Source organism: Novosphingobium sp. PC22D, assembly GCF_002556635.1.
Lineage (GTDB): Bacteria > Pseudomonadota > Alphaproteobacteria > Sphingomonadales > Sphingomonadaceae > Novosphingobium.
In genome coordinates this window covers 317,837-342,907 of sequence record NZ_MWMO01000003.1, presented here as the reverse complement: position 1 = coordinate 342,907, position 25,071 = coordinate 317,837, and the positions used below count along the sequence as shown (strand labels likewise).

The window sequence follows — 25,071 nt, the reverse complement described above, 5'->3', positions numbered from 1 at the left end:
GCTTCGGCCGGGCCAGTGCGGACAGATCCATGAAACCCTCAAGGGATCGGCACCGCCAAGCTCTGCAATTACAGATCTACGACCTAACCCAGCGCCGCGAGGGTCTGCGCGGCGACCAGGCCGAGGCAGCTGAGCGCGCCGAGCGCGGGGACGGCGGCCGGCCAGGTCCGCACGCCCTCCCCGGCCGGCTCGCCTCGCGCCTTGACCAGCAGCAGGGCGATGCAGGCGGCGGCGAAGATCAGCAGGATCAGGATGCTCGTGCCCGCAGCGAGCGTCGCGATCGGAAAGGCCAGCGCCAGCGCCACGACGATCGCGCCGCTCAGCAGCGTCGCGGCGACGGGCGTGCGGGTTCTGGGATGGATCGCGGCGAGCCAGGCGGGCGCGCCGCCGCGGCGCGCGCCGAGATCGTGAACGACGCGCGCCGCCATCACGATTTGCGCCAGTGCGCCGTTGAGGATCGTCGCCAGCCCGATGATCGCGAGCAGGCGCGCCGGGCCACCGTTCGAGGCGACGACATCGGCGAGCGGCGCTTCGCTGTCGCGCAAGGCCTCGACCTCGACCGCCGAGACCGCGATCGCGGCGATGACCAGATAGAAACACAGCGCCAACGTCAGCGAGACGACGATCGCGAAGGGCATGGCACGCGGCGCGTCGTCCGCTTCCTCCGACAGTGTCGCCAGATCCTCGAAGCCGATGAACGCGTAGAAGGCGAGCACGGCGCCGAGCAGAATACCGCCAGAAAGCGCGCCAGGACTGCCGGCCGCGAGCGCGTCTCGCGCCGCCTCGGGATAGCCGCTCAGCGCGCCGCCCGCGAAAACGATCACGATCACCAGCCCCAGCACCTCGAGCGCGGTGGTCACCAGCATGAACCAGGCCGCTTCCTCCACGCCCTTGGCGGCGACCAGCGTCAGCGCGAGCACCGCTGCCGGCACGACGATCGCGGGCGGCAGATCGACGAAGACGCCGAGGTAACCGGCAAAGCCGTTCGCGCTGGTCGCCGCCGAGACGAGCCCGGTCGCGATCAACGCCCAGCCCGCCACGCTCGTCAGCCAGCGGCGGCCGAAGCCGTGGTCGATGAAGGCGGCCGATCCGCCGCTTTCGGGAAAGCGGGCGCTCAGTTCGGCATAGGACAGCGCGGTGAGCGCGGCGGCCACGGCCGCGACGAGAAACGAGACAGGCGCCAGCGCCCCCGCCTCTCCCGCCACCTTGCCGACCACGACGTAGATGCCCGTGCCCAGGATCGTGCCGAGACCGTAAACGGCGAGTTGCCATCTCGGCAGCGCGGGCTTGAGTGACGGAGCATCATGAGCGGGCATCCCGGCCCTATGCCCGATATCCCGCGCACTTGCAGGGCGAATCTTCGCGGACATGCGGCCGAACGCAGGCGCCCCTGTTCGGCGATCAAGCCCAGGCGAACGGCGGCGCGAGCGCCTCGGCCGTGCAGTCATGGTAAATTTGCGGTGGGCGCCGCGACGGACGGAATACCTTACGGTCAAGTACGCTGCCCGACGGTCGCAACATGGCAACGCCCTCGGCGCTAATGGCGGCCCACCATCCCCAGTCGAGGCGCCCTCCAACTTTGCCAAACATGCATGTCGCGCAGACCCTCACGGTTCGCGAGGTCGCGGCCGTCAAGGACGAGCTTGTGCTCGCTTCGGCTGATCATGACGTTGATCGTTTCATCGACACGGCTCCAATCAGCAGTATCGATTCGCTTGGCGTCCAATTGCTGATTGCCTGGACGAAAGAAAATCCGACGCGGCGCCTGCTCGTTACGCCCGGCTCGCCATTCGCGGAAGTAATCCAGCACCTGGGACTATGGGCCGGGGACGAAGACGCTCTTACCGCTCCGTTTCAAATTGAGGTGAAGGAATGACAACGGTTCTTACCATCGATGACTCGCCTTCGATCCGACAGATCGTCTCGCTGACGCTGAGCGGAGCCGGATACGACGTCCTCGAAGCCGCCGATGGTGCCGAGGGGCTCAAGATCGCGACGGAGCGCAAGGTCGACGTGGTTCTCACGGACCTCAACATGCCGGTGATGAACGGGATCGAGTTCACGCGATCGTTTCGCGGCCATCCCGCCGGGCGAGGTGTCCCGGTGGTCCTACTGACCACCGAATCCGACGAATCGATGAAGGCCCAGGCGAAGGGCGCCGGGGCGACCGGCTGGATCCAGAAGCCGTTCCAGCAGGGCCAGTTGCTCCGGATCATGGCAAAGGTCGCCGGCGCGTGAGTTCGGTCGATCCGAAGGATACGTTTCGCGCCGAAGCGAACGACCTTCTTGAACAGCTCGAAAAGGACCTGCTGGATCTGAGTGCGTCTCCGGACAGCGGTTCGCTGATCGACGGCGTGTTCCGCGCCTTGCACACGATCAAGGGCTCGGGCGCCATGTTCGGCTTCACGGTCATTGCCGACTTCGTCCATGCTTTCGAAACCGCTTTCGACAGGGTCCGCAAGGGCGAGGCCAAGGTGACGCCCGAACTCGTCAACCTGGCCCTGCGCGCGCGCGACAACATCTGCGCATTGATCGACGGCGGCGACGATGCCGCCAGCGCGGGCATTCTTTCGGAACTCGATCGGATCGTCTCCGGGGGTACCGCCGCCGGTGCCGGCGCATCGACCTGGACGGTCCGCTTCAAGCTCGCGGGCGATGCGGTGGCCAACGGTGCCAATCCCGTGCTGCTGCTCGATGAAATCCGCGCGATCGGCCCGACCAGGATCACGGCGATCACCGACGACGTCCCTGCGCTTGCCGATCTTGACCCCGAAGCGCTCCACCTCGCCTGGGAAGCCGAGATCGAACACATCGATCCGACCGAGGCCATAGAGGACGTTTTCCTTTTCCTCCGCGACGACATGGAGTTGTCGATCGTCCGACGCGACCCTGTGGGTGAAAGCGACGCCGATGCGCCGAAGGCGGCCGATTCCGGGCCGGCCGCCGGTGTCGGACAGGACGGCGTCGCCCCGGCGATCCGCGTGTCGGCGGAAAGGCTCGACGAACTCATGGATCGGGTCGGCGAACTCGTCACGGCCCAGGCGCGCCTGTCGCAATTGGCAAACATTTTCAAGGACCCGTCGCTTTCGGCCCTGGCGGAGGACTTCGAGCGTCTGACGAGCGGCATGCGCGAGACGACGATGGAAATCCGCATGGTGCCGATCGGCACGATCTTCGGTCGGTTCCGCCGCCTGGTCCATGACCTGTCCTGCGAGCTCGGCAAGGACATCGCTCTCGACATGGACGGTGAGGATACCGAACTGGACAAGACGGTCATCGAGAGACTGGCCGACCCGATGGTCCACCTGATCCGCAACGCCTGCGATCACGGCCTGGAAACCACCGCGCAGCGGTTGACGGCCGGCAAGGGCGGCCAAGGCACGATCCGCCTGCAGGCAGCGTGCTCCGGCACGGAAGTTCGCGTGATCATCAGCGATGACGGCGCCGGGCTCGACGTGGCGCGCATCCGGGCGCGAGCGATCGAGGCGGGGATCATTCCCGCCGATCGCGAAATGAGCGAAGAGGAAGTTCACCAGCTCATTTTCGAGCCTGGGTTTTCGACGGCCAGGGAAGTCACGGCCCTGTCGGGCCGAGGCGTGGGCATGGACGTGGTCAAGCGAACCATCGAAGCCCTGCACGGCCATATCACCGTGTCCTCGCGTCCCGCCGAGGGAACCCGCATCTGCCTGCACCTCCCGCTCACGCTGGCCATCATCGACGGCATTCTCGTGAGGGTCGGCGACGGCAAGTTCACCATTCCGCTCACGGCCGTGGAGGAGTGCGTCGAACTCGACGACAATATCGCGGAAACCGAGCGCGGCCGAAGCTTCCTCAACATTCGCGGCACGCTGGTCCCTTATATCCGGTTGCGGCAGTTGTTCGGCACGCGAGCGCCGGCCGACCCGTATCCCAAGGTTGTCATCATCTCATCGGGGGAGAACCGCGTCGGCCTGGTCGTCGACCAGATCCTCGGGAACAGCCAGACCGTGATCAAGCAATTGTCACGACTGCACGCGCGAGCCGGCGCCTTCTCCGGCGCGACCGTCCTTGGCGACGGTGCCGTCGCCCTCATCCTGGACCCGTCCGCCCTCGTCAGCCGGGGCAAGGTGGAAGCCGGCGAGGCGGACCGGAAAAGACCTGCGGAGCTGGCGGCATGACCTACCTTATCCTGCGCCTCCACGACGAAACCTTCGCGATCGACGCGGAAGTCGTCCGCTCGATCGTCGAACGCATTCCGGTGACCGACGTCCCCGGCGCGCCTCTGGCGGCAAGCGGACTGATCAATGTTCGAGGCCGTATCGTGCCGCTGGCCGACCTTCGCGTGATCTTCGATCTGCCCCGTCCGGAGCCGGACGAGAACACCCGGTTCGTCGTTCTCGAAATCGATGTCGCCGGCGAGCAGATCGCCATCGCCATCATCGCCGACAAAGTGGTCGGCGTGGGTGAATTCGAGGCAGCCGATATGTTGCCGCCGCCCAATTCGGGCATGCGGTGGCCCACCGAATACGTTCGCGGCGTGTTTGTCCGCGAAGACGATTTCATCATCATTCCGAGCCTGGAAGCGATCTTCAATGCGATCGAGTCCGCAGGCTCCTTCATCGAGAAAGAAAGGGTCCTGCCGTGAGGCTTACGATCAAACTGAAACTGGGGCTGGCATTCGCTTTCGTCCTGATACTTTCCGCCGTGGGCATGGCGATGGCCATATCCCGGCTCGCCGAACTGAACGAAGCGTTCGATGACACGATGGAGAACAACGTCGCGCGCATCGAACTGGCCCACGGCATCAAGGAAACGATGCTTATGGCCGTGCGCGACGAACGCAATCTCATCCTCACGACCGATGAATCCGTGATGCAGCAGCTCGTGACGGAAATGGACAAGGAACTCGTTTCGATCCGCGAGATGACCGACCGGCTTCAGCAGATTGCGTCTCCGGAAGGCAAGCCCATGGTCATCGATCTTCGCTCGAAGTTCGACAGCTACGTTCAGATCCATCAGGACGTGCGCAGGCTCGCACTCAACAACGACAACGTCGAGGCCTTTGCCCTGACCGCGGGTCGCGGCCAGGAAATACGCACCGCAGCCGACAACGCGATCCAGCGTATTCTTGACCTCGATGCCGAGCAGCTCAAGGCCACCAGCGCCATGGCGACGGATTTGTACGAGGGCAGCCGCGCGATGCTGCTGGCCCTGCTCGCGGCCTCGACGCTGATCGCCCTTGTCGCCGCGACCTGGATCGTCCTGTCGATCACCCGTGCCGTGAATTCCGCCGTCACGCTCGCCCGCATGGTTTCGGAAGGCGATCTCAACGCGACGGCGACCGCCAAATCGAACGACGAGGTCAAGGATCTCATCGACGCCCTGAACGAGATGACGGCGCGCTTGCGCGAAGTCGTCGGCGAAGTCACCAACGCGTCGCGCAACGTCGCCTCGGGCAGCGAAGAGATGTCAGCCACGGCCGAACAGCTCTCGCAGGGCGCAACCGAGCAGGCGGCTTCGACCGAAGAGGCATCCTCGTCCATGGAACAGATGGCCTCGACCATCAAGCAGAGCGCCGAGAACTCGCTCCGCACCGAGGAGATCGCCAAGGATTCGGCCGCGCAGGCGGATGCCAGCGGCAAGTCGGTCGCCGAAGCCGTCGAGGCGATGAAGACCATCGCGGACCGCATCCTCGTGGTGCAGGAGATTGCCCGTCAGACCGACCTGCTGGCGCTCAACGCGGCCGTGGAAGCCGCCCGTGCCGGCGAGCATGGCCGCGGCTTCGCGGTCGTGGCGGCGGAAGTGCGCAAGCTCGCCGAGCGTAGCGCCACGGCGGCGACAGAAATCTCCACGCTCTCGGATTCGACCGTCAAGGCGGCCGAGGAAGCCGGCGAGCAGCTTGCCAAGCTGGTGCCCGCGATCGCGCAGACGGCGAACCTCGTCACGGAGATTTCGGCGGGCAACCGCGAACAGGCCGCAGGCGCGAGCCAGGTGAACCTCGCGATCCAGCAGCTCGACAAGGTCACGCAGCAGAATACGGCCGCCGCCGAGGAGATGTCGTCGACGGCCGAAGAGCTTGCCAGCCAGGCCGAGGCGCTGACGGCCTCGATCGGCTTCTTCAAGCTGGACGGCTTCGAGGGTCGCAAGACCGTGACCAAGGCGCGAAAGCCCGCGGAAAAGTCGCTTCGGCAAAAGGTGCTGGCGGCCGCGCCGCATATGACCCGCAAGGCCCAGCCGGGCGGCTTCGACCTCGACCTTGGCGAAGATACGGCTCTCGACGAGCAGTATCGTCGCGCTGCAGCCGCCTGACAACGGGGGTCGACATCATGACGGCCTTGTCACCGCATGTCACGCTCGGGGTCGCGGGAGAAATCTTCGCGACCCCGGTCGACCACGTCGAGGCGATCCTCGACATGCAGCCGATCGCAATGCTCGCGCAGGCGCCGGCGAACGTTCTGGGGATGATCGATCTCAGGGGGCAAACCGTGCCCGTGATCGACCTGCGCCGGACGCTCGGCATGGAGCCTTCCGAGGATACCGACTTCACGCGGATCGTCGTGATGCGGTTCGACGGCTTGTGCATCGGCATCCGCGCCGACCGGGTTTTCGAGGTCGCCGCTCTCGACGATGACAGGCTCGAGGATGCTCCCAAGATCGGAAGCGCCTGGTCCCACTGCATCGCCGGCGTCGGCCGGCGCGGCGGAAATCTCGTCACGGTCCTCGATTTCAGGAAGCTGCTGAGCCATGCGTCCGACCTGGAATCGCTCGCGAGGGCGGCCTGAGGTTTGCCGGTGGAAAGCTCTCTTGCCTTCACCGACGACGGCGCCGCCGCTGCGGTGCCGGCCGGCATGGACACGGGCCTCCATCCGGCCGACTTCGCTCGGCTGGCCGGGATCCTGACCGAGGAGGTCGGGATAAAGCTCCCGGCCTCGAAGCGAACGATGCTGGAAGGCAGGATGCGATCGCGCATCCGCGCCTTGGGCTTCGAGGATCACGCCAGCTACTGCGCCTATGTGTTCGAGGGCGGCGGCCTCGCGGAAGAGTTCATCCATCTCATTGACGCGGTCACCACCAACAAGACCGACTTTTTCCGCGAAGCGGACCACTACGACTGCCTGCGCGACATGCTGGTCCCGGAATTGCTCCGTTTGCGCAAGCATGAAACCGATCCGGTCCTACGCGTCTGGAGCGTGGCGTCGTCGATCGGCGCCGAGCTGTGGTCGGCCGGCATGATCCTCGACGACATCGTGCGATCCGGCCGGCGTTTCGACTTCACGATGCTCGGAACCGACATATCCACCAGCGTCCTGCGGACGGCGGTGCGGGCGGTATATCCGCTGGAATTTCTCGCGCCCGTGCCGGATGTGCTGCGCAAGCGTTACCTGCTTCAGCCGCTCGACGGGAAGCGCAATCCGACCGCCCGGATCGTTCCGGAATTGCGCGGCCGTGCCAGGTTCACGCGGCTGAATCTCATGGATTCCAGCTACCCGCTCGACGGCAAGTTCGATGTCGCCTTCCTGCGCAACGTCCTGATCTATTTCGAGCGCGACGATCAGGAAGCGGTCGTCCGCCGTGTGCTTTCCCAATTGCGGACGGGCGGTTACCTGATCCTCGGACATAGCGAGGCGCCGGTCGGGAGCGGCCTTGGCCTGAATCAGGTGCATCCCGCCGTTTTCCGAAAGGAGCAGCCATGACCACGCGTGTCCTCGTCATAGATGACTCGGCATCCGTCAGGGCCGTGCTTTCCCAGATCATCGAAGGTGCGCCCGGCCTCTCGCTGATGGGCACGGCTTCGGACCCGTTCATCGCCGCCAAGCGCATTCGCGAGGAGGTTCCCGACGTCATCATACTCGACATCGAGATGCCTCGCATGGACGGGATCACGTTCCTGCGCAGGCTGATGGCGCAACACCCCCTGCCCGTGGTGATCTGCTCGGGCATTGCCGGGGACGGCAGCGCGGAAGCGCTGGCGGCTCTCGAGGCGGGGGCGGTCGAAGTGATCACGAAGCCGCGCGCCGAAAGCCCGAAGCAACTGTCCGAATGCGGTCTGCAGATCATCAACGCGGTGCGGGCGGCCAGTCATGCCCGCGTCGGAGGTCGCCGTCCCAGGGAATTGCCGCCCCTCACGGTCGAGCAGCGCAACGATGCGAACGTCATCCTCGGCCTGGAGCGCCCGCAAGGCAAGCGCACCGAACCGGTCATCTGCCTTGGCGCCTCGACCGGCGGCACCGAGGCGATCCGGGCCGTGCTGGCCAAGCTGCCGGCGAACGCGCCTGGAATGGCGATCGTCCAGCACATGCCCGCCAATTTCACCGGCGCGTTCGCCCGGCGCCTCGACCAGCTTTGCGCGGTGGAGGTCAAGGAAGCCGAGGACGGCGATCTGGTCGCGCAGGGCCGTGTCCTGATCGCTCCGGGCAATCGCCACATGCTCCTGCGGCGGCAAGGGGCGAACTACGTCGCGCGGCTCGTGGACGGCCCCGCGGTCTCCCGCCATCGCCCCTCGGTCGACGTCCTGTTCCGTTCCGCGGTCGGCGCGGCGGGAGGCAACGCGCTGGGTATTCTGCTCACCGGCATGGGCGACGACGGCGCGCGCGGCCTGTCGGAAATGCGCGACGCCGGCGCCTGGACCATCGCCCAGGACGAAGCGAGCTGCGTCGTCTTCGGAATGCCGCGCGAAGCGATCGAGAGAGGAGCCGCGCGCGAGGTGCTTGCATTGGACGCCATCCCGCGCGCGGCGATCAAGTTCGCTGACGCCCATTCCGCAGCGTGAATTCGCAGCGGCCAGAGACAGAACGCATGCACCAGATCACTCACGTTTCCCAGGGCATTGAAACCGCGATCCGCAAGCTCGGCGAAGGTTTGGCGGAGTGCAATGCCGCGATCAGCGAATTGAGCCAGTCGTTTGGCGGCTTGGCCGAGCGCCTCGGCGACGAGGCGCTGGAACAGGGATTTGTCGAACTCGGGCTGATGTCCGCCGCAAGCCGCGCGCTTATCGACAGGCAGGTCTACGAGAGCAGGATTCTCGCGCGTCTGGTAGCGATCGAGAAGTCGGCCTGCGCCCCCTTGCAGAATTTGCGCAACGATATCCGCATGACCGAGATGCTGGTCACGAACGCCCGCGTCGTGGCAGCCGGGATCATCGATGCCGAAGAGGACATGAGCGTCTTTTCCGAAGACCTCACCGAACTTTCCCGACACATGAAGACCGGAATTGAATCGCTCGGTTCGACGGCAAAGTTCCTTTCCGTCCAGCTAAGCGCCGCAGTCGACGGACAGACTGCATTCCTGCGGGGCGAAGGCGGTAACCTCGAAGCAAATCTGGCGAAACTCGAAAGGCATCTTTCCTCGCTCGATCTTGCCCGGAACGTCGCCTCGCAAGCCGCCGCCAAGGTGGGAACGGGCCTTGCGGAACTGCGCAAGTCGATCTCGGAGCTGATTCCGCTGATGCAGATCGGTGATGCCACGCGTCAAAGGCTGGAACATGTCCAGATGGCGCGCGAACTGGCGTCGCAAGGCGCCGACAGCGGCGATCCGATCTCCAATTTCGCCGAAGCCCTGCTCCAGGACGCAAGCGACGCGTTCGAACAGGACGTCAAGCTGGCGAGACAAAGGCTCGGCGCGATAACCGACGAAGTGGCCCGCCTCCTGGTCCAGATCGGGGACCACGGCCGGGCCCTGAACGAATCGTCGATCGCGGCGATCCACAGCGCGATCCATGCGACGATCGCGCTTCTTTCTCAGTGCGGCCAATCCCACGAGCGTTCGCGAACGCTGCGCAACGAAGTGAGGGATGCCGTGGCCCAGGTCGAACGGCGGCTGGAGGAATTGTCCGAGTTCGGGTTCAAGGCGCATATCGTCAGTCTCAACGCGACGGTTCGCTGTGCCCGGCTCGGCTCCGGGGGCGCCGCGCTCAATGTCGTTGCGGAACAACTGCGCGGCATGTTCGCGGACATGGATCGAAGTGCGAACGCGGTTCTGGAAGCCTATGGCGATGCCGGCAAGGTCGTTCTGGAAATGGAGGAAGGCGGCCATAGCGAAGCCGAGTCTGATTTCGCCGATCAGTCGCACCGATGTTCGAACGCATTGGAACCTTTCAAGGAGGCCGGTCTGCTCGCCGACCATGTCCAGGCCCATTTGGCGGCGCGTTCGAAGCATGTCGAAGCGTGCATGGAATCAATGTCGCATGCCATCGCCTCCCTGGAGTCCCTGAGAGACGAATTCCGAAGCAAGCCGATAGTGGATACGGGAAGGAAGCTTCAGTCCGCCCTGTCCGACGCCGGCCGGTCCGATCTGATCGCGTTTCGCGGAAAGCTTACGATGCAAAGCGAGCGCGCGCTGTTCGACGCTCACTTTCCGGACTTGGACACGCCCGACGGCGCGTTGGCGGCCTAGGACGGCGGGCATGCGGCGGCGCCCGCGGCAACCTTGCAAGCCTCGACGGCCGCCGGGTCCCCCGACCTTCGTGCCAAGGGCTTCAAGCCAGCAGGAAAGCCCCGGGAAACGGAAACTTTTCGGAGAGCTTTGCTGTGGTGCGCCCGACAGGATTCGAACCTGTGGCCCTCAGATTAGGAATCTGATGCTCTATCCTGCTGAGCTACGGGCGCACTCGCGGATGGGGTCTTAAGAGGCCGGCGGCGGGTTGGCAATCGTCACGAAAGCAGGCGGGGCGCGCCGGGGCGCGGTCAGTTGGCCTTTTCCGGGGGAATCACCGGGAACGGCAGGGGCGCGACCGCGATCCCCTCTTCGATCAGCTCGGCGGCCTCCTCGGCCGTCGCTTCACCATGGATCACTTCGTGATCGCGCTCGCCGTAGTGCATCTCGCGAACGTCCTCGGCGAATTTGTCGCCGACATAGCGCGAGGACTTCAGCGTTTCGGCCTGCAGCTTGGCGAGCTTGTGCATCATTTCGAGCGCTTCGGGAGGGAGCGGACGGCTTGCGACCGGATGCGATACGCTTTCGCCTTGGCTCCTGCCCGGCGCCTCGTCGCGCGATGCGGGCGCCTCGGGAGCGGCACCGGCAAGCTGATTGCCCTTCCGCCCAAGGCGCGGCGCCGTAACCGCCTTGCCGACGTCTGCCGAACCGCATTCGGGGCACGAGAGCAGGCCGCGCCCGCGCTGCCTTTCGTAGTCCTGCGTGGAGCCGAACCAGCCTTCGAAGCGATGCCCGCCGGCGCGGCACTCAAGGTCGAATACGATCATGTCGCTGGCCTAGTTGGGAATTTTGCGGCGATTGGCAAGACTGGGCAGTTGCGCGCGCACCGCCTGCGTGCGCGCCGGATCGATCTCGGCGAAGCCCAGGGCCTGGGATTCGCCGCCCAGGTCGAGCGCGACTTCGCCCCAAGGATCGACGACGAGGCTGTGCCCGTAGGTCGCGCGCCCGTCCTCGTGCCGCCCAACCTGCGCGGCCGCGACGACCCAGGCGGTCGCCTCGATCGCGCGGGCGCGCTGCATGACGTGCCAGTGCGCCTTACCGGTCCGGACGGTGAAGGCGGCGGGAATCGCGATCAGGTCGCATCCGGCGCGCCCGAGCGCGTCGTAGAGCGCGGGAAAACGGATGTCGTAGCAGATCGACAGACCCAGCCGTCCGAGCGGCGTCTGCGCCGTCACCACCGCCTCGCCCGCCGCGTAGGCATTCGATTCGCGCCAGCTCTCGCCAGTGTCGAGATCGACGTCAAACATGTGCAGCTTGTCGTAGCGCGCCGCGATTTCGCCAGCGCCGTCGATCACGAAGGCGCGGTTGGCCCAGAGATCGTCCTCGCGCCGGATCGCCAGCGAGCCGAGCGCGACCCAGAGGCCGGTCCGCGCCGCCGCGTCGCGGACGGCGGCAAGCACGCGGTCGTCGGCCTCGTGCGCGATCGCATCGGCGGCGCGCGACCGCTCGCGGTCGAGCAGGCCCGACATCTCCGGCGTGAACAGCATCGCCGCACCGCCGGCCGAGGCCTCTTCGATCGCCGCGACGAGCGCGGTAGCGTTGGCGTCCGGGTCGATCCCCGTCGTCGTCTGCAGCACTGCGGCGCGGGACATGCGATCAGAGCCCAAGCAGCGGGTCAAGCTTGCCGTCGCGATCGAGCGCGCTGATGTCGTCGAACCCGCCCAGCGCCTGCTGGTTGACGAGGACTTGCGGAACGGTCACCGCGCCGGGAACGCGTTCGAGCATTTCCTGGCGCTTGGGGCCGCCCATGGTGATGTCGTGTTCGGTGAACGCGACGCCCTTCTTCTCGAGCAGCGACTTGGCTGCGACGCAGTAGGGACAGCCCCACTTGGTGTAGATCTCGACCTGCGGTGCGGCCATGTCGTTGATGTCTCCGGTTTGTTGCGCTCACTAAAATAGCGATGTCGGACGCTCTTGAAAGTCGCGCGGGCTATCATATCTCGATTCCCGTGTCATGGCCCGACGGGCATGGCACGCTTAGCGAAGCGCCGGTCGATCCGGGCTTCGGCGATACGAAGATTGCTCATTGGAGGATTTTTGTCATGAACCGTTTTGATCTTACCCCCTACCGTCGTTCGATGGTCGGCTTCGACCGCATCTTCGACGTGCTCGAAAACCAGGCCCGCTCGCAGGGCGGCGGAGACAAGTACCCGCCGTTCAACATCGAGCGCCGCGGCCAGGATGCCTATCGCATCACGCTTGCCGTCGCCGGCTTCAAGGCCGCCGACATCGACATCACCGCGCAGGCCAACCTGCTGGTGATCAAGGGCAACAAGGGCGAAGAGAGCGCCGATAGCGACTTCCTGCATGTCGGCATCGCCCAGCGCGGCTTCGAACGGCGCTTCGAGCTGGCCGACTACGTTCGCGTAGACGGCGCCGAGCTCGCCGACGGCCTGCTCATCATCGATCTCGTGCGTGAAGTGCCCGAGGCGATGAAGCCGAAGAAGATCGCGATCGGCGGCAATCGCCTGTCCGTCGTCGAATCGGAAGACGGCCCGGACGACGAATCCGCCGCGGCCTGATTGTCCGCGGCTGACTTACGCGAGGGCCGCGCCGTCGGCCGGCCCTCAAAGTATATACTTGATCCAGGAAAACGAATTGGGGGTGGGCCGGTGTAAGCCCACCCCCGCGACGCATGACGCGCCGCCTGCCCCGCGATGTAGCCGTCCGGGTCGCTAATGACGGCCACACTTCGGGCAAGCCACAATCCTATCAATTGTTGCCGTTTAGTCTGACTCCACCGCAACATAAAAGAATAATCTTGGCCACGAATCTTCGATTCCCAAACATCGGGAAGGGGAGCGCGACCTAGACCATTCCCCTATATGCGCACAAGTGCGCACGGAACCCTGGGACGTCGGTCCGATGACCGGACGTCAGACGAGGCGGGCCTGGCGCACCGAGGCGGCGATGAAGCCGGCGAACAGGGGATGCGGGTCGAACGGCTTGCTCTTCAGTTCGGGATGGAACTGGACGCCGACGAACCAGGGATGGTCCGGACGTTCGACGATTTCGGGCAGGAGTCCATCGGGCGACATGCCCGAGAAGATCAATCCGTCCTGCTCGAGTGCCTCGCGATAGGCGCCGTTGACTTCGTAGCGGTGGCGGTGGCGTTCGGATATCTCCGTGCCGCCGTAGATCGCGGCGACGTGGCTGTTGGCCGAGAGCAGCGCGGGATAGGCGCCCAGCCGCATCGTGCCGCCCAGGTCGCCGCCCTCTGCGCGCTTCTGCAGGCCGGCTTCGCTCATCCATTCGGTGATGATGCCCACGACCGGCTCTTCGGTCGCGCCGAATTCGGTCGACGAGGCATTGGCGATGCCCGCCGCGCGCGCGCCTTCGATGCAGGCCATCTGCATGCCGAGGCAGATTCCGAAGAACGGCACCTGCCGCTCGCGCGCGAAGCGCACGCTGGCGATCTTGCCCTCGGTGCCGCGCTCGCCGAAGCCGCCGGGCACGAGAATGCCGTGCATCGGCTCGAGCGCCGCGGCGATCTCGGAATCCTCGCGCTCGAAGATCTCGGCGTCGATCCAGCGTATGTTGACCTTCACCTTGTTGGCGAGGCCGCCGTGGACGAGCGCTTCGTTGAGCGACTTGTAGGCGTCGGGCAGGCCGACGTACTTGCCCACCACGCCGATCGTCACTTCGCCCTCGGGCTGCTCGTAGCGCGCGACGATGTCGGTCCAGCGCGTGAGCACCGGCGGCTCGGAGACCATGCCGAAATGGTGCAGAACCTCGGCGTCAAGCCCCTCGTGATGATACTGAAGCGGCACCGAATAGATGTTCGGCGCGTCGAGCGCGGGAATCACCGCCTCGCGGCGTACGTTGCAGAACAGCGCGATCTTGGCCCGCTCGCTTTCGGGCAGCAGCCGCTCGCAGCGGCACAGCAGGATGTCGGGCTGGATGCCCAGGCCAGTCAGTTCGCGCACCGAGTGCTGCGTCGGCTTGGTCTTCAGCTCGCCCGCCGCCGCGATGTAGGGCACCAGCGTGACGTGGACGAAGCAGGTGTTCTCGCGGCCAAGCTCGTTCCTGAGCTGGCGCAGCGCCTCGATGAAGGGCAGGCCCTCGATGTCGCCCACGGTGCCGCCGATCTCGCAGAGTACGAAATCGAGATCCTCGGTCTCGGCCTGCGCGAAGGTCTTGATCGCGTCGGTGACGTGCGGGATCACCTGCACGGTCGCGCCCAGATAGTCGCCGCGCCGCTCCTTGGCGATGATGTCGCGATAGATGCGGCCCGAAGTGATGTTGTCCGCCTGGCGTGCGGGAACGCCGGTGAAGCGCTCATAGTGGCCGAGATCGAGGTCGGTCTCGGCGCCGTCGTCGGTGACGTAGACCTCGCCATGCTGATAAGGGCTCATCGTGCCCGGATCGACGTTGAGGTAAGGGTCGAACTTGCGGATGCGGACCTTGTAGCCGCGCGCCTGAAGCAGCGCGGCGAGGCTTGCCGCCATCAGACCCTTTCCAAGCGAGGAGACCACGCCGCCGGTAATGAAAATATGCCGCGCCATGGGAGTTGGGCCTTAGTTCCACATGGGCCGCGAGCGCAAGCGCTCCAGCCAAGAATTCACAGCTAAACTGACGGCAATCGCGCGAGGCGAGGCCTCGCCGTCATGCCGGGGTCATGCGATCGTCGCCTTACTGCCCCACGGCGCCCGCGAGCGGATCGTCGCTCTTGGGAGCGCCCTCGGGCGGCGCGGCCTCGGGCGCGGCGGCCCCGTCCTGATTCGCGGCGGGCGCGAGCGGATCCGGCTGAGCCGAGGGCGTGCTCCCGCGTTCGAGCGACGTGTCGATCTCGCGGCCCGTGGTGACATCGACCGCCAGCGCCGCGAGCAGAATGCTGAGAAGGACGAAGATCGTCGCCAGGACCGCGGTGGAGCGCGTGAGGAAGTCAGCCGCCCCGCGCGCCGACATGAGGCCCGAGGGACTGCCGCCGCCTCCCACGCCGAGGCCGCCGCCTTCCGACTTCTGGATCAGGATCACGCCGACCAGAGCCGCCGCGACGAGCGCCTGGACCACGGTCAGGAAGATAAACAGCGACATGCGTACTCAGTCCTTGGGGCCGAAGGCCCGGTCAATCATCGGCGCAGATAGGCGCTGCGGCCCGCGCGCGCAAGTCGCCCGGGCGCGCCGCGCGCCCGCTCAGCTCTCGTCCAGCGATGCGGCCGCGCCCACGATCGCGAGAAAGCTCTCGGCCGAAAGGCTCGCGCCCCCGACCAGCGCGCCGCCAACTTCCTCGACCGCGAGCAGTTCGGTCGCGTTCTCGGCCTTCACCGAGCCGCCGTAGAGGATGCGCACGGTGCCCCCCGCCTCACCGTAAATCTCGACCAGAGTCGCGCGGATACGCGCGTGCATCGCCGCGACGTCCTCGGTCGAGGGAACGCGGCCGGTGCCGATCGCCCAGACCGGCTCGTAGGCGACCGAAAGCTTGTCCGCCGCGTTCTCGGAGCGCGGAAGCGAGTTGGCGAGCTGGCGCGCGACCACGTCCTCGGCATTGCCGGCATCGCGCTCGGCCTCGGTCTCGCCGACGCAGACGATCACCGAAAGGCCCGCGCCCAGCGCGGTCTCAGCCTTGGCCTTGACGATCTCATCGGTTTCGCCATGCATCGCGCGGCGCTCGGAATGGCCGACGATGGTGAAATCGGCGCCCGCGTCCTTGAGCATCGCCGCGGCGACGTCGCCGGTATAGGCTCCGCTTTCCTCGACATGGCAGTCCTGGCCGCCGACGCCGATGATCTCGACCGCTTCGCGCGTGCGGAACAGCAATGTCGCGGGCGGCGCCACGGCGACCTGGACCCTCGGAAGGCGCGCCGCCGCGCGGTCGATCGCGCGCGCCTCGTTGAGCATGGCACGCGTGCCGTTCATCTTCCAGTTTCCGACTATGTAGCGCAGCGACTTCATTTCCGTCCTTAAGCTCCGACTCGAATCTGGCGATTCACGAATCTTGGGCGGCGCAGCTAGGCCAGCCTCCCCGCAGTTGTCAAAGCACCCGAGCGATTGGCGACCGGACCTTCGGCCAGGCACCCGCGACGCGATCGCCACGCCCATTGCAGGATACCCGATAGGCTCCTAAGGCAACGCCGCAAGTACTCGCAAGCGCTATTGCTCCCGATCGATCGAACGACCCACGGCCCCATGCTCCATTTTCTCCGCAAAATCCTGCATTCCAAGGTCGGTGCCATCATCGGCATCGCCTTTCTCGTGATGATCGCCCTCGCCTTCGCGAGCGGCGACGTGGCCAACAACGCCGGTTTCGGCGGGGTTGGCGGCGGCGACCAGGTCGCCAGGGTCGGCGGCGAGCCCATCGACGCGGCCATGCTCAGCCAGTCGGCGACGGCGGGGTTGGAGCGGGTCAAGCAGGACCAGCCGACGATGTCGATGCGCGCCTTCCTTTCGACCGGCGCGCTCAACGACATTCTCGACGATATCATCGACCGCACGGCCATCGCCGTGTTCGGCAAGGAGCACGGCATCGTCGCGGGCGACCGTCTGATCGACAGCGAGATCGCAAGCCTCGGCGCGTTCCAGGGGCCCGACGGCAAGTTCAGCGAGACCGCCTACCGCCAGGCGATCCAGCAGCGCGGCATTTCCGAATCGCTGCTGCGCACCGACCTCCAGCAAGGCCTCGTCGCGCGTCAGATCCTCGTTCCCGCGAGCTTCGGCGCGACGCTGCCGCGATCGATGGCGGCCCGTTATGCCGGTTTGCTCGAGGAGCGGCGCGAAGGCTCGGTCGTCGTGCTGCCCTCGCTGCTCTTCGCGCCCGAGGACAAGCCCACCGACAAGCAGATCGCGGCCTACTACAAGGCCAACACCGACGATTTCATCCGGCCCGAACGCCGCATCCTGCGCTATGCGACCTTCGGCCAGGACGCGGTCAAGACCGTTCCCGCGCCGACCGACGCGGAGATCGCCGCGCGCTACAACGCCAACAAGGCGCAGTACCAGGCCGTTCAGAAGCGCCGCATCACCCAGGTGATCGTGCCGACCGAGCCCGCCGCCAAGGCGATCGCCGACGAAGTCGCCGGCGGCAAGTCGCTCGAGACCGCCGCGCGGGAAAAGGGGCTGAGCGCCGCCGACCTCGAGTTCTTCGCCAAGCCCGACCTCGCGGCCCAGTTCTCGCCCGCGGTCGCCGACGCGGCCTTTGCGGCGGCCCAGGGCAAGCTCGCGACCCCGGCCAAGAGCGCGCTGGGCTGGCACCTCATCCGCGTCGACGAAATCGACGACCGCCCGGCCCGCTCGCTCGACGACGTGCGCGCCGAATTGTCCGGACAGATCGCGACCGAGAAGAAGCGCGCCGCGCTGACCGACCTGCTGGCCAGGCTCGAAGACCAGTTCGACGACGGTGCCAACCTCGCCGAGGCCGCCAAGAGCCTGGGCCTGAAGGTCGAGACCACCGAGCCTGTCACGGCGGACGGCGCGGTCTACCGTAAGGAGGGGGAGACCGTCCCCGAAACGATCAAGCCGGTGCTCCAGACCGCCTTTGCGATGGAGCCCCAGGAACCGCAGGTCGCCGAGACCGAGCGCGGCAAGACCTTCGCGATCTTCGACGTCCAGGAGATCTTCCCCTCGGCGCCCGCGCCGCTGGCGGAGATCAAGGAAGACGTGACACGCGCCTACACCATCGAGAAGGGCTACGCCGCCGCCAAGGAGGCCGCGGTCAAGATGCAGGCCGCGCTGCGCAAGGGCGCCACCCTCGAAAAGGCGATCGCCGATGCGGGACGCCGCCTGCCCCCGGTCCAGCGCGTCGGCATGTCGCGGCCCGACCTCGCCCGCATGCAGCAGCAGGGCGGCCAGATCCCGCCGCCGGTCCAGCTCATGTTCTCGATGGCGAAGGGCTCGATCAAGGTCCAGGCGGCGCCCAACGACCGGGGCTGGTTCCTCGTCGTGCTCGACGAGATCAAGCCCGCCGAGGTCAAGAAGGACTCTCCGCTGATCGCTACGGCGCAGCGCGAACTCGGCCAGATCGCGGGCAACGAGTACGCCGGCGCGCTGCGCACCGCGATCCGCGAGGACGTCGGCAGCACCAGGAACGAGACCGCCATCCGCGCGGTGCGCGACCAGCTCCTCGGCAACAACTGACCGACCGATGGGCGCAAGCGAAACGCAAGCGGACGACGAGACACGCACGCGACTGGCCGAGGGCAAGCCGGCGGTCATCTGGCGTCGGCTGATCGCCGACACGCAGACGCCGGTCGGCGCCGCGCTCAAGCTGTTCGAGCCGGGGCGCGGCGACTATCTGCTCGAATCGGTCGAGGGCGGCGAGACCCGGGCGCGCTACAGCATGATCGGCCTCGATCCCGATCTTGTCTTCCGCGCGAGCGGACAGGCCTGCGAGATCAACAGGAACTGGCGCCACGACCGCGACGCGTTCGCGCCGCTCGAGGGCGAGGTTCTGACCGAACTGCGCGCACTCGTCGCCGCGTGCCGCTTCCCGGTCCCCGAGGAGTTGCCCCCCGCGCTCACATGCCTCGTCGGGTATTTCGGCTACGAGACGGTAGGGCTCGTCGAAAAGCTGCCGCGCGCACCCGCGAGCGAACTTGCCCTGCCCGACATGCTGTTCGTGCGGCCCTCGCTGATCCTGGTGTTCGACCGGCTTGGCGACGAGCTGTTCTGCGTCGCGCCGATCTGGCCGTCCGATGCGGCGCCCGACCGCGCGATCGAGGCGGCGAACGAGCGTCTCGACGAAGTGGGCCGCAAGCTCGCCGCCCCCTCGCCGGACGTCGAGACCGCCGCCGACCTGCCCGAGCCGGCCCCCCGGCCGGTTCTCGCCGCCGGCGACTACGAAGCCAGGGTGCTCCGTGCCAAGGAGTACATCGAGGCGGGCGACATCTTCCAGGTCGTGCTCGCGCAGCGCTTCACCTGCCCCTTCCCGCTGCCGCCGATCGCGCTCTACCGCGCGCTGCGCCGCGTCAATCCCTCGCCCTTCCTCTATTTCCTCGACCTGCCCGGCTTCGCGCTGATCGGCTCGAGTCCCGAGATCCTCGTGCGCGTGCGCGACGGCGAGGTGACGATCCGGCCGATCGCCGGAACGCGCCCGCGCGGCGGCACGCCCGCCGAGGACAAGGCCAACGAGGCCAGCCTGCTCGCCGATCCCAAGGAGCGCGCCGAGCACCTCATGCTGCTCGATCTCGGGCGCAACGACGTCGGCCGCGTCGCCGCGCCGGGCACGGTCGAAGTGACCGACAGCTACACGATCGAGCGCTACAGCCACGTCATGCACATCGTCTCGAACGTCGTCGGCCGTCTCGACACGGCCAGGCACGACGCGATCGACGCGGTCTTCGCCGGGTTTCCGGCGGGCACGGTCAGCGGCGCGCCCAAGGTCCGCGCCTGCGAGGTGATCGCGGAGCTCGAGCACGAGACGCGCGGCGCCTATGCGGGCGGCGTCGGCTACTTCGCGCCCGACGGCTCGGTCGATTCGTGCATCGTCCTGCGCACCGCGGTGGTGAAAGACGGCGTCATGCACGTCCAGGCGGGCGCGGGGATCGTCGCCGATTCGGACCCCGTCTACGAGCAGCGCGAATGCGAGGCGAAATCGGGCGCGCTGTTCGCCGCCGCGCGTGAGGCGGTGCGGATCGCTGGAGAGCCGGGTTTCGGCCAGTGACGCGGCGCCTTCGGCCGGGCACGATCGCGCTCGCCGCCGCGCTGGCGCTCGCTGCCTGCGGTGACGCCGCCGACGGGACCGCCGAGGCCGAAGCCACGCCCCCGCCCTGCGAAAGCGCGACCTTCGAGGGCGCGCCGCTCACCCACTGCATCGCCGATCCCAAGCGCCACCGCATCCGCACCGTGCTCGGCCCCGAGGGCGGCGCGCCCTACCGCAGCCTGTCCGAACTGGCACTCGCCATCGGCAACGAGGGCCCCGAAGTCGCTTTCGCCACCAACGGCGGCATGTTCAATGCCGAGGGCCGGCCCATCGGGTACTACGTAGAGAACGGCGAGCGGCGCCATCGGCTCAATCGCAACGAGGGCTACGGCAACTTCCACCTGCTGCCCAACGGCGTGTTCTTCGGCACCGGCGGCGCCTGGCAGGTGCGCACCGCCGACGATTTCGCCCGCAACGTCTCCAAGCGTCCCGCGTTCGGCACCCAGTCCGGCCCGATGCTTGTGATCGCGGGCAAACTCCACCCCCGGATCGACGAGGACGGCACCTCGCTCAAGCTGCGCAACGCCGTCGGCGTCGACCGGCAGGGCCGCGCGCACTTCGTGATCAGCGACGCGCCGATCTCGTTCGGCAAGCTCGCCCGCTATTACCGCGACGTGCTCAAGACGCCCAACGCGCTGTTTCTCGACGGCAGCGTCTCTTCGCTGTGGGACCCGCACGTCGGCCGCGTCGACGGCGGTCCTCCGCTCGGCCCCTTGATCGTGGTGGAGAATCGGGCAAAGGCCCCAAGCAAGCAGCGCGAAGAGTAAGCCCGACGTCATGATCCTCGTCATCGACAATTACGACAGCTTCACCTGGAACCTGGTCCACTACCTGATGGAACTGGGCGCCGAGGTCGAAGTGGTGCGCAACGACGCGCTCTCGGCGGGACAGGCGATCTCGAGCGGGGCGCAAGGCTTCCTGCTCTCGCCCGGCCCGTGCACGCCCAATGAAGCGGGCATCAGCCTCGATCTCGTTGCCGCCTGCGCCGATGCCGCCAAGCCGCTCTTGGGGGTGTGCCTGGGCCATCAGTCGATCGGCCAGCACTTCGGCGGCACGGTGCGGCGCGGCGGGCTGATGCACGGCAAGACCTCGCCGGTGACGCACGACGGCTCGGGCGTCTTCGCGGGCCTGCCCTCGCCCTTCACCGCGACACGCTATCACTCGCTGGTGGTCGACGACATTCCCGATGTCCTCGTCGTCAACGCCCGGTCGGACGACGGCTATGCCATGGGCTTCCGCCACCGCGATCTGCCGATCCACGGCGTCCAGTTTCACCCCGAGAGCATCGCCACCGAGCACGGCCACGCGCTGCTCGCCAACTTTCTCGCGTGCTGCGGGATCGAAGCCCGCCTGCCGGCATGAGCGTGCTTCCCGAAGTCGCAGATCCGCTCGACGAGGGCACGGCGCAGGCCGCCTTCGCCGCCGTGCTCGACGGTGACGCCAGCGACGAGGAGATCGCCCGCTTCCTCATCGCGCTGTCCGAGCGCGGCGAGACCGCAGCCGAGATCGCCGGCGCGGCGCGCGCCATGCGCGAGCGCATGATCACCGTCCCCGCGCCCGCCAACGCGATCGACGTCTGCGGCACCGGCGGCGACGGACACCACACGCTCAACGTCTCGACCGCCGTGTCGCTGGTGGTCGCCGCCGCGGGCGTTCCCGTCGCCAAGCACGGCAACCGCGCCGCCTCGTCGAAGTCGGGCGCGGCCGACACTCTCGAAGCGCTCGGTCTCGATCTCGAGCGCGCGGTCGAGACCGCCGAGGAGACGCTCGCCGATCTCGGCATCTGCTTCCTCTTTGCCGCGCGCCACCACCCGTCGATGGGCCGGATCATGCCGATCCGCAAGGCGATCGGCCGGCGCACGATCTTCAACCTGATGGGACCGCTCGCCAATCCGGCGCAAGTCTCGCGGCAACTCGTCGGCATCGCCCGACCCGCCTACGTCCCGATCTACGGCGATGCGCTTGCGCGTCTCGGCACCGACCGCTCGATGGTCGTCTCGGGCGACGAGGGCCTCGACGAACTCAGCCTCGCGGGCGGCAATGAATGCGCCAATGTCGGGCCGGACGGGGTGCGCATGAGCCGGCTCTACCCGGTCGACGCGGCGCTGCCCGAAGCCCCGGTCGCGGCGCTTCGCGGCGGCGATTCGCGCTACAACGCCGCCGCGCTCAAGCGCCTGCTCGAAGGCGAGGACGGCGCCTATCGCAACGCCGTGCTGTTCAACGCCGCCGCCGCGCTGGTGCTCGCCGGAGTGGCCAGCGACATGCGCGACGGGGCCGAGGAAGCAGCCGAAGTGATCGACCGCGGTCTCGCCAAGGCGCTGCTCGACTGCTGGATCGCGACGACCTCGAAATGACCGCAAGCGCCATGTCCGACAAGCTCGCCGAGATCTGCGCCGTCAAGCGTGAGGAGGTCGCCGCGCGCAAGGGCGAGGCCACGCTCACCGATCTCGACCGCCGCGCCGCGACGCAGACCGCGCCGCGCGGCTTTCGCGCCGCGCTCGAACGCAAGGCCGCCTACGGTTTCGCGCTGATCGCCGAGATCAAGAAGGCCTCGCCGTCCAAGGGCCTGATCCGCGCCGACTTCCGCCCCGCCGAACACGCCGTCGCCTACGAGCGCGGCGGCGCCGCCTGCCTCTCGGTCCTCACCGACACGCCCTATTTCCAGGGGCATGAGGATTTCCTCGTCGAAGCCCGCGCCGCCTGCGCGCTGCCGGTGCTGCGCAAGGACTTCATGGTCGATCCCTGGCAAGTGGCCGAAGCCCGCGCGATCGGCGCCGATGCCATCCTGATCATCGTCGCCGCGCTCGACGACGTGCGCATGGCCGAGATCGAGGCGGCGGCGCTCGAACGCGGCATGGACGTGCTGGTCGAAGTCCATGACGAGGCCGAGATGGCGCGCGCAGCCAGGCTGCGCTCGCGGCTGATCGGGGTCAACAACCGCGATCTGAAGCGCTTCGTCACTGATATCGCGCTGACCGAACGCCTCGCTCCGCTCGCGCCCGAAGGCAGCCTGCTGGTGAGCGAAAGCGGCATCAACACCCATGCCGACCTCGTCCGGCTCGCACCATGCGCGCGCAGCTTCCTCGTGGGCGAGAGCCTGATGCGCGAGGCCGACGTCGAGGCGGCGACGCGCGCGCTGCTCACGGGCGGCTGAGGCTGTCCTACCCGCGCGAAGTCTGGCAGGCTGCCCCGATGGTCCCGATATCACCCTTCCGTCCGAACGCTTCCGACCCGCGCACCCGCGCCAAGGCCCCGGTTCCGCTTTGCTTCCTGGACACCGTCAACCGCGTCACCCTGTCATGAGCAAGAGCCTCACCCACCTCGACGACGACGGCTCGGCCCGCATGGTCGATGTCGGCGCCAAGCCCCAGACCGCGCGGCTCGCCGTCGCCAGTGGCCGCATCCGGATGAGGGCCGAGGCGCTTGCCGCGATCCGCGAGGGCAATGCCCCCAAGGGCGACGTGCTCTCCACCGCGCGGATCGCCGGGATCATGGCGGCGAAGAAGACCGGCGATCTCATTCCGATGTGCCACCCGCTCGCGATCGACGCCGTCGCGGTCGACTTCGCCTTCGAGGCCGATGGCGTCCGCGTCACCGCGAGCGCCTCGCTCACCGGTCGAACCGGAGTGGAAATGGAAGCGATGACAGCGACTTCGGTGGCACTTCTGACAATCTACGACATGGCCAAGGCGCTCGACAAGGCGATGGTGATCGACGCGGTTCGGCTGATCGAGAAGCGCGGCGGCAAGTCTGGCCACTGGAAAGCGGACGACGCCCTCTGATGGCCAAGGTTCCGCCGATTCCGCTCACCGAAGCCCAGGCCCGGCTGCTTGCGCTGGCCGATCCCCTGACCGTCGAGCATGTCGACATCGAGGGCTCGGTCGGCCGCTATCTCGCCGAGGACCTTCAAGCCCGCCGCACTCAGCCCGCTGCGGACCTTTCGGCGATGGACGGCTACGCGGTGCGGGCCGATGACCTCGCGGGGCCCTGGCGCGTGATCGGCGAGAGCGCTGCAGGGCATCCCCACGAAGGCGCCCTCGCCAGCGGCGAGGCGGTGCGTATCGCCACTGGCGCGCTCTTGCCGCGCGACGGTAACGTCGTCCTGCTCCAGGAAGACATCGCGCGCGATGGCGAGACGATCCGCTTCACCGGCGAACTGCCGAGCCCGGTCGACAAGCACATTCGCCGCTGCGGCATGGATTTCGAGCTGGATTCGATGGTGCTCGCCGCTGGAACCCGGATCGGCCCCGCCCAGGCCGCGCTCGCGATCGCCGCTGGCCACAAGCACTTGCCGGTACGCCGCCGCCCGCAAGTCGCGGTGATGGACAGCGGCGACGAACTCGCAGCCGACCCCGAGCTTTGCGCGCTCCACCAGATCCCCGCGAGCAATTCGCAGATGCTGGCGGCCATGGCGCGTTCGCTGCCGGTCGACGCAAAACGGCTCGGCCCTGTTCCCGATACGATGGACGCACTGGCACAGGCCTTCGCCGAGGCTTCCGACAGCGATCTCGTCGTGACGAGCGGCGGCGCCTCGGTCGGCGACCACGATCTCATCAAGCCCGCGCTCGAGGCCTGGGGCGCGAAGCTGGATTTCTGGCGCGTGGCGATCAAGCCGGGCAAGCCGATCCTGGTGGCGACGCGCGACTTGCCGATGCGCCGGCAAGTGATCATCGGACTGCCCGGCAATCCGGTCTCCAGCTTCGTCACCGCGCACCTGTTCGTCCTGCCCCTGCTGCGCGCGATGCTCGGCGCGGCCCGCCCGCTGCCCGCGCGCATCCGCACGCGGCTCGGCGCGCCGGTCCCCGCCAACGGTCCGCGCCAGGAGTTCCGCCGCGCGCTGTGGGACGGCGAAGTCGTGGTGCCGGTCTCCGAGCAGGACAGCGCCGCGCTCGCCGCGCTCGCCTCCAGCAACGTGCTGATCGACCGGCCGGCCAATGCGCCGGCGGCGGCCGCCGGCGAGGACGTCTGGTGCTACCCGCTTGAAAATGGCGGAATTGCTTGACGCTATCGAATTCGTTGCTTAC

At 67.3% G+C, this 25,071-nt stretch carries 25 protein-coding genes and 1 tRNA gene; 18 read left to right on the top strand and 8 right to left on the bottom strand.

Annotated elements, in window-relative coordinates; all coding sequences use genetic code 11:
- Positions 1-83: 83 nt before the first annotated feature.
- A complete protein-coding gene (locus tag B2G71_RS08310; RefSeq protein ID WP_168176303.1) occupies positions 84-1,316 on the bottom strand; it encodes an amino acid permease in 1,233 nt (410 codons plus the stop codon).
- A 272-nt stretch (positions 1,317-1,588) separates the two neighbouring features.
- Between B2G71_RS08310 and B2G71_RS08305 the strand changes: the two genes are divergently transcribed.
- From B2G71_RS08305 to B2G71_RS08265, 9 genes are read left to right on the top strand one after another with little or no spacing between them, the layout of a single operon-like run.
- The gene (locus B2G71_RS08305; RefSeq protein WP_098105265.1) at positions 1,589-1,876 is read left to right on the top strand and encodes a hypothetical protein; all 288 of its coding nucleotides are present in this window, start codon (positions 1,589-1,591) and stop codon (positions 1,874-1,876) included.
- Positions 1,873-2,238 carry a response regulator gene (locus B2G71_RS08300; RefSeq protein WP_098105264.1) on the top strand — a complete coding sequence of 122 codons (366 nt, stop codon included), beginning with the start codon at positions 1,873-1,875 and terminating at the stop codon, positions 2,236-2,238. The genes B2G71_RS08305 and B2G71_RS08300 overlap by 4 nt, the downstream gene beginning before the upstream one ends.
- A complete protein-coding gene (locus B2G71_RS08295; RefSeq protein WP_098105263.1) occupies positions 2,235-4,157 on the top strand; it encodes a chemotaxis protein CheA in 1,923 nt (640 codons plus the stop codon). The genes B2G71_RS08300 and B2G71_RS08295 overlap by 4 nt, the downstream gene beginning before the upstream one ends.
- A complete protein-coding gene (locus B2G71_RS08290; RefSeq protein WP_098105262.1) occupies positions 4,154-4,624 on the top strand; it encodes a chemotaxis protein CheW in 471 nt (156 codons plus the stop codon). Before B2G71_RS08295 ends, B2G71_RS08290 begins: the two co-directional genes overlap by 4 nt.
- On the top strand, positions 4,621-6,288 hold the full coding sequence (locus B2G71_RS08285; protein WP_098105261.1) for a methyl-accepting chemotaxis protein: 1,668 nt from the start codon (positions 4,621-4,623) through the stop codon (positions 6,286-6,288). Before B2G71_RS08290 ends, B2G71_RS08285 begins: the two co-directional genes overlap by 4 nt.
- A gap of 17 nt (positions 6,289-6,305) precedes the next feature.
- A complete protein-coding gene (locus B2G71_RS08280; protein ID WP_098105260.1) occupies positions 6,306-6,761 on the top strand; it encodes a chemotaxis protein CheW in 456 nt (151 codons plus the stop codon).
- 9 nt (positions 6,762-6,770) lie between these two features.
- On the top strand, positions 6,771-7,673 hold the full coding sequence (locus B2G71_RS08275; protein WP_240530062.1) for a CheR family methyltransferase: 903 nt from the start codon (positions 6,771-6,773) through the stop codon (positions 7,671-7,673).
- Positions 7,670-8,749 (top strand): chemotaxis response regulator protein-glutamate methylesterase, encoded by a 1,080-nt coding sequence (locus B2G71_RS08270; protein ID WP_098105259.1) that lies wholly within the window; start codon positions 7,670-7,672, stop codon positions 8,747-8,749. Before B2G71_RS08275 ends, B2G71_RS08270 begins: the two co-directional genes overlap by 4 nt.
- Positions 8,750-8,775: 26 nt before the next feature.
- A complete protein-coding gene (locus tag B2G71_RS08265) occupies positions 8,776-10,371 on the top strand; it encodes a hypothetical protein (RefSeq protein ID WP_098105258.1) in 1,596 nt (531 codons plus the stop codon).
- Between the two features lie 135 nt (positions 10,372-10,506).
- Here the strand turns inward: B2G71_RS08265 and B2G71_RS08260 are convergent.
- The 4 genes from B2G71_RS08260 to grxC form a co-directional block, all read right to left on the bottom strand.
- Positions 10,507-10,583 (bottom strand) — tRNA-Arg (locus tag B2G71_RS08260).
- A 78-nt stretch (positions 10,584-10,661) separates the two neighbouring features.
- Positions 10,662-11,177 (bottom strand): DUF1178 family protein, encoded by a 516-nt coding sequence (locus tag B2G71_RS08255; protein ID WP_098105257.1) that lies wholly within the window; start codon positions 11,175-11,177, stop codon positions 10,662-10,664.
- A gap of 9 nt (positions 11,178-11,186) precedes the next feature.
- Entirely contained in the window at positions 11,187-12,002 is an 816-nt protein-coding gene (locus B2G71_RS08250) for a carbon-nitrogen hydrolase family protein (RefSeq protein WP_098105256.1), read from the bottom strand.
- 4 nt (positions 12,003-12,006) lie between these two features.
- On the bottom strand, positions 12,007-12,270 hold the full coding sequence (gene grxC / locus B2G71_RS08245) for a glutaredoxin 3 (RefSeq protein WP_098105255.1): 264 nt from the start codon (positions 12,268-12,270) through the stop codon (positions 12,007-12,009).
- Positions 12,271-12,452: 182 nt separating this feature from the next.
- Between grxC and B2G71_RS08240 the strand changes: the two genes are divergently transcribed.
- Positions 12,453-12,932 (top strand): Hsp20 family protein, encoded by a 480-nt coding sequence (locus B2G71_RS08240; RefSeq protein WP_098105304.1) that lies wholly within the window; start codon positions 12,453-12,455, stop codon positions 12,930-12,932.
- Between the two features lie 354 nt (positions 12,933-13,286).
- On the opposite strand, the gene B2G71_RS08235 is transcribed toward B2G71_RS08240, so the two are convergent.
- The 3 genes from B2G71_RS08235 to tpiA all read right to left on the bottom strand — a co-directional run bounded on the left by B2G71_RS08235 (position 13,287) and on the right by tpiA (position 16,305).
- Positions 13,287-14,915, bottom strand: a complete 1,629-nt coding sequence (locus B2G71_RS08235) for a CTP synthase (RefSeq protein ID WP_098105254.1) — start codon at positions 14,913-14,915, stop codon at positions 13,287-13,289.
- A 127-nt stretch (positions 14,916-15,042) separates the two neighbouring features.
- Positions 15,043-15,441, bottom strand: coding sequence for a preprotein translocase subunit SecG (gene secG, locus B2G71_RS08230; protein WP_098105303.1), 399 nt, complete (start codon positions 15,439-15,441; stop codon positions 15,043-15,045).
- 105 nt (positions 15,442-15,546) lie between these two features.
- A complete protein-coding gene (gene tpiA, locus B2G71_RS08225; RefSeq protein WP_098105253.1) occupies positions 15,547-16,305 on the bottom strand; it encodes a triose-phosphate isomerase in 759 nt (252 codons plus the stop codon).
- Between the two features lie 234 nt (positions 16,306-16,539).
- On the opposite strand from tpiA, the gene B2G71_RS08220 reads away from it, so the two are divergent.
- From B2G71_RS08220 to B2G71_RS08185, 8 genes are all read left to right on the top strand, one after another.
- Positions 16,540-18,483, top strand: a complete 1,944-nt coding sequence (locus B2G71_RS08220; protein ID WP_098105252.1) for a peptidyl-prolyl cis-trans isomerase — start codon at positions 16,540-16,542, stop codon at positions 18,481-18,483.
- A 7-nt stretch (positions 18,484-18,490) separates the two neighbouring features.
- Positions 18,491-20,008 (top strand): chorismate-binding protein, encoded by a 1,518-nt coding sequence (locus tag B2G71_RS08215; RefSeq protein WP_098105251.1) that lies wholly within the window; start codon positions 18,491-18,493, stop codon positions 20,006-20,008.
- Positions 20,005-20,814, top strand: coding sequence for a phosphodiester glycosidase family protein (locus tag B2G71_RS08210; protein WP_240530054.1), 810 nt, complete (start codon positions 20,005-20,007; stop codon positions 20,812-20,814). Before B2G71_RS08215 ends, B2G71_RS08210 begins: the two co-directional genes overlap by 4 nt.
- 10 nt (positions 20,815-20,824) lie before the next feature.
- Entirely contained in the window at positions 20,825-21,409 is a 585-nt protein-coding gene (locus B2G71_RS08205) for an aminodeoxychorismate/anthranilate synthase component II (RefSeq protein ID WP_098105250.1), read from the top strand.
- Positions 21,406-22,401 (top strand): anthranilate phosphoribosyltransferase, encoded by a 996-nt coding sequence (trpD, locus tag B2G71_RS08200; RefSeq protein ID WP_098105249.1) that lies wholly within the window; start codon positions 21,406-21,408, stop codon positions 22,399-22,401. The genes B2G71_RS08205 and trpD overlap by 4 nt, the downstream gene beginning before the upstream one ends.
- 11 nt (positions 22,402-22,412) lie before the next feature.
- Positions 22,413-23,201, top strand: coding sequence for an indole-3-glycerol phosphate synthase TrpC (trpC, locus tag B2G71_RS08195; RefSeq protein WP_098105301.1), 789 nt, complete (start codon positions 22,413-22,415; stop codon positions 23,199-23,201).
- A gap of 145 nt (positions 23,202-23,346) precedes the next feature.
- Entirely contained in the window at positions 23,347-23,829 is a 483-nt protein-coding gene (moaC, locus tag B2G71_RS08190) for a cyclic pyranopterin monophosphate synthase MoaC (RefSeq protein WP_098105248.1), read from the top strand.
- Positions 23,829-25,049, top strand: a complete 1,221-nt coding sequence (locus tag B2G71_RS08185) for a molybdopterin molybdotransferase MoeA (RefSeq protein WP_098105247.1) — start codon at positions 23,829-23,831, stop codon at positions 25,047-25,049. The genes moaC and B2G71_RS08185 overlap by 1 nt, the downstream gene beginning before the upstream one ends.
- Positions 25,050-25,071 lie beyond the last annotated feature (22 nt).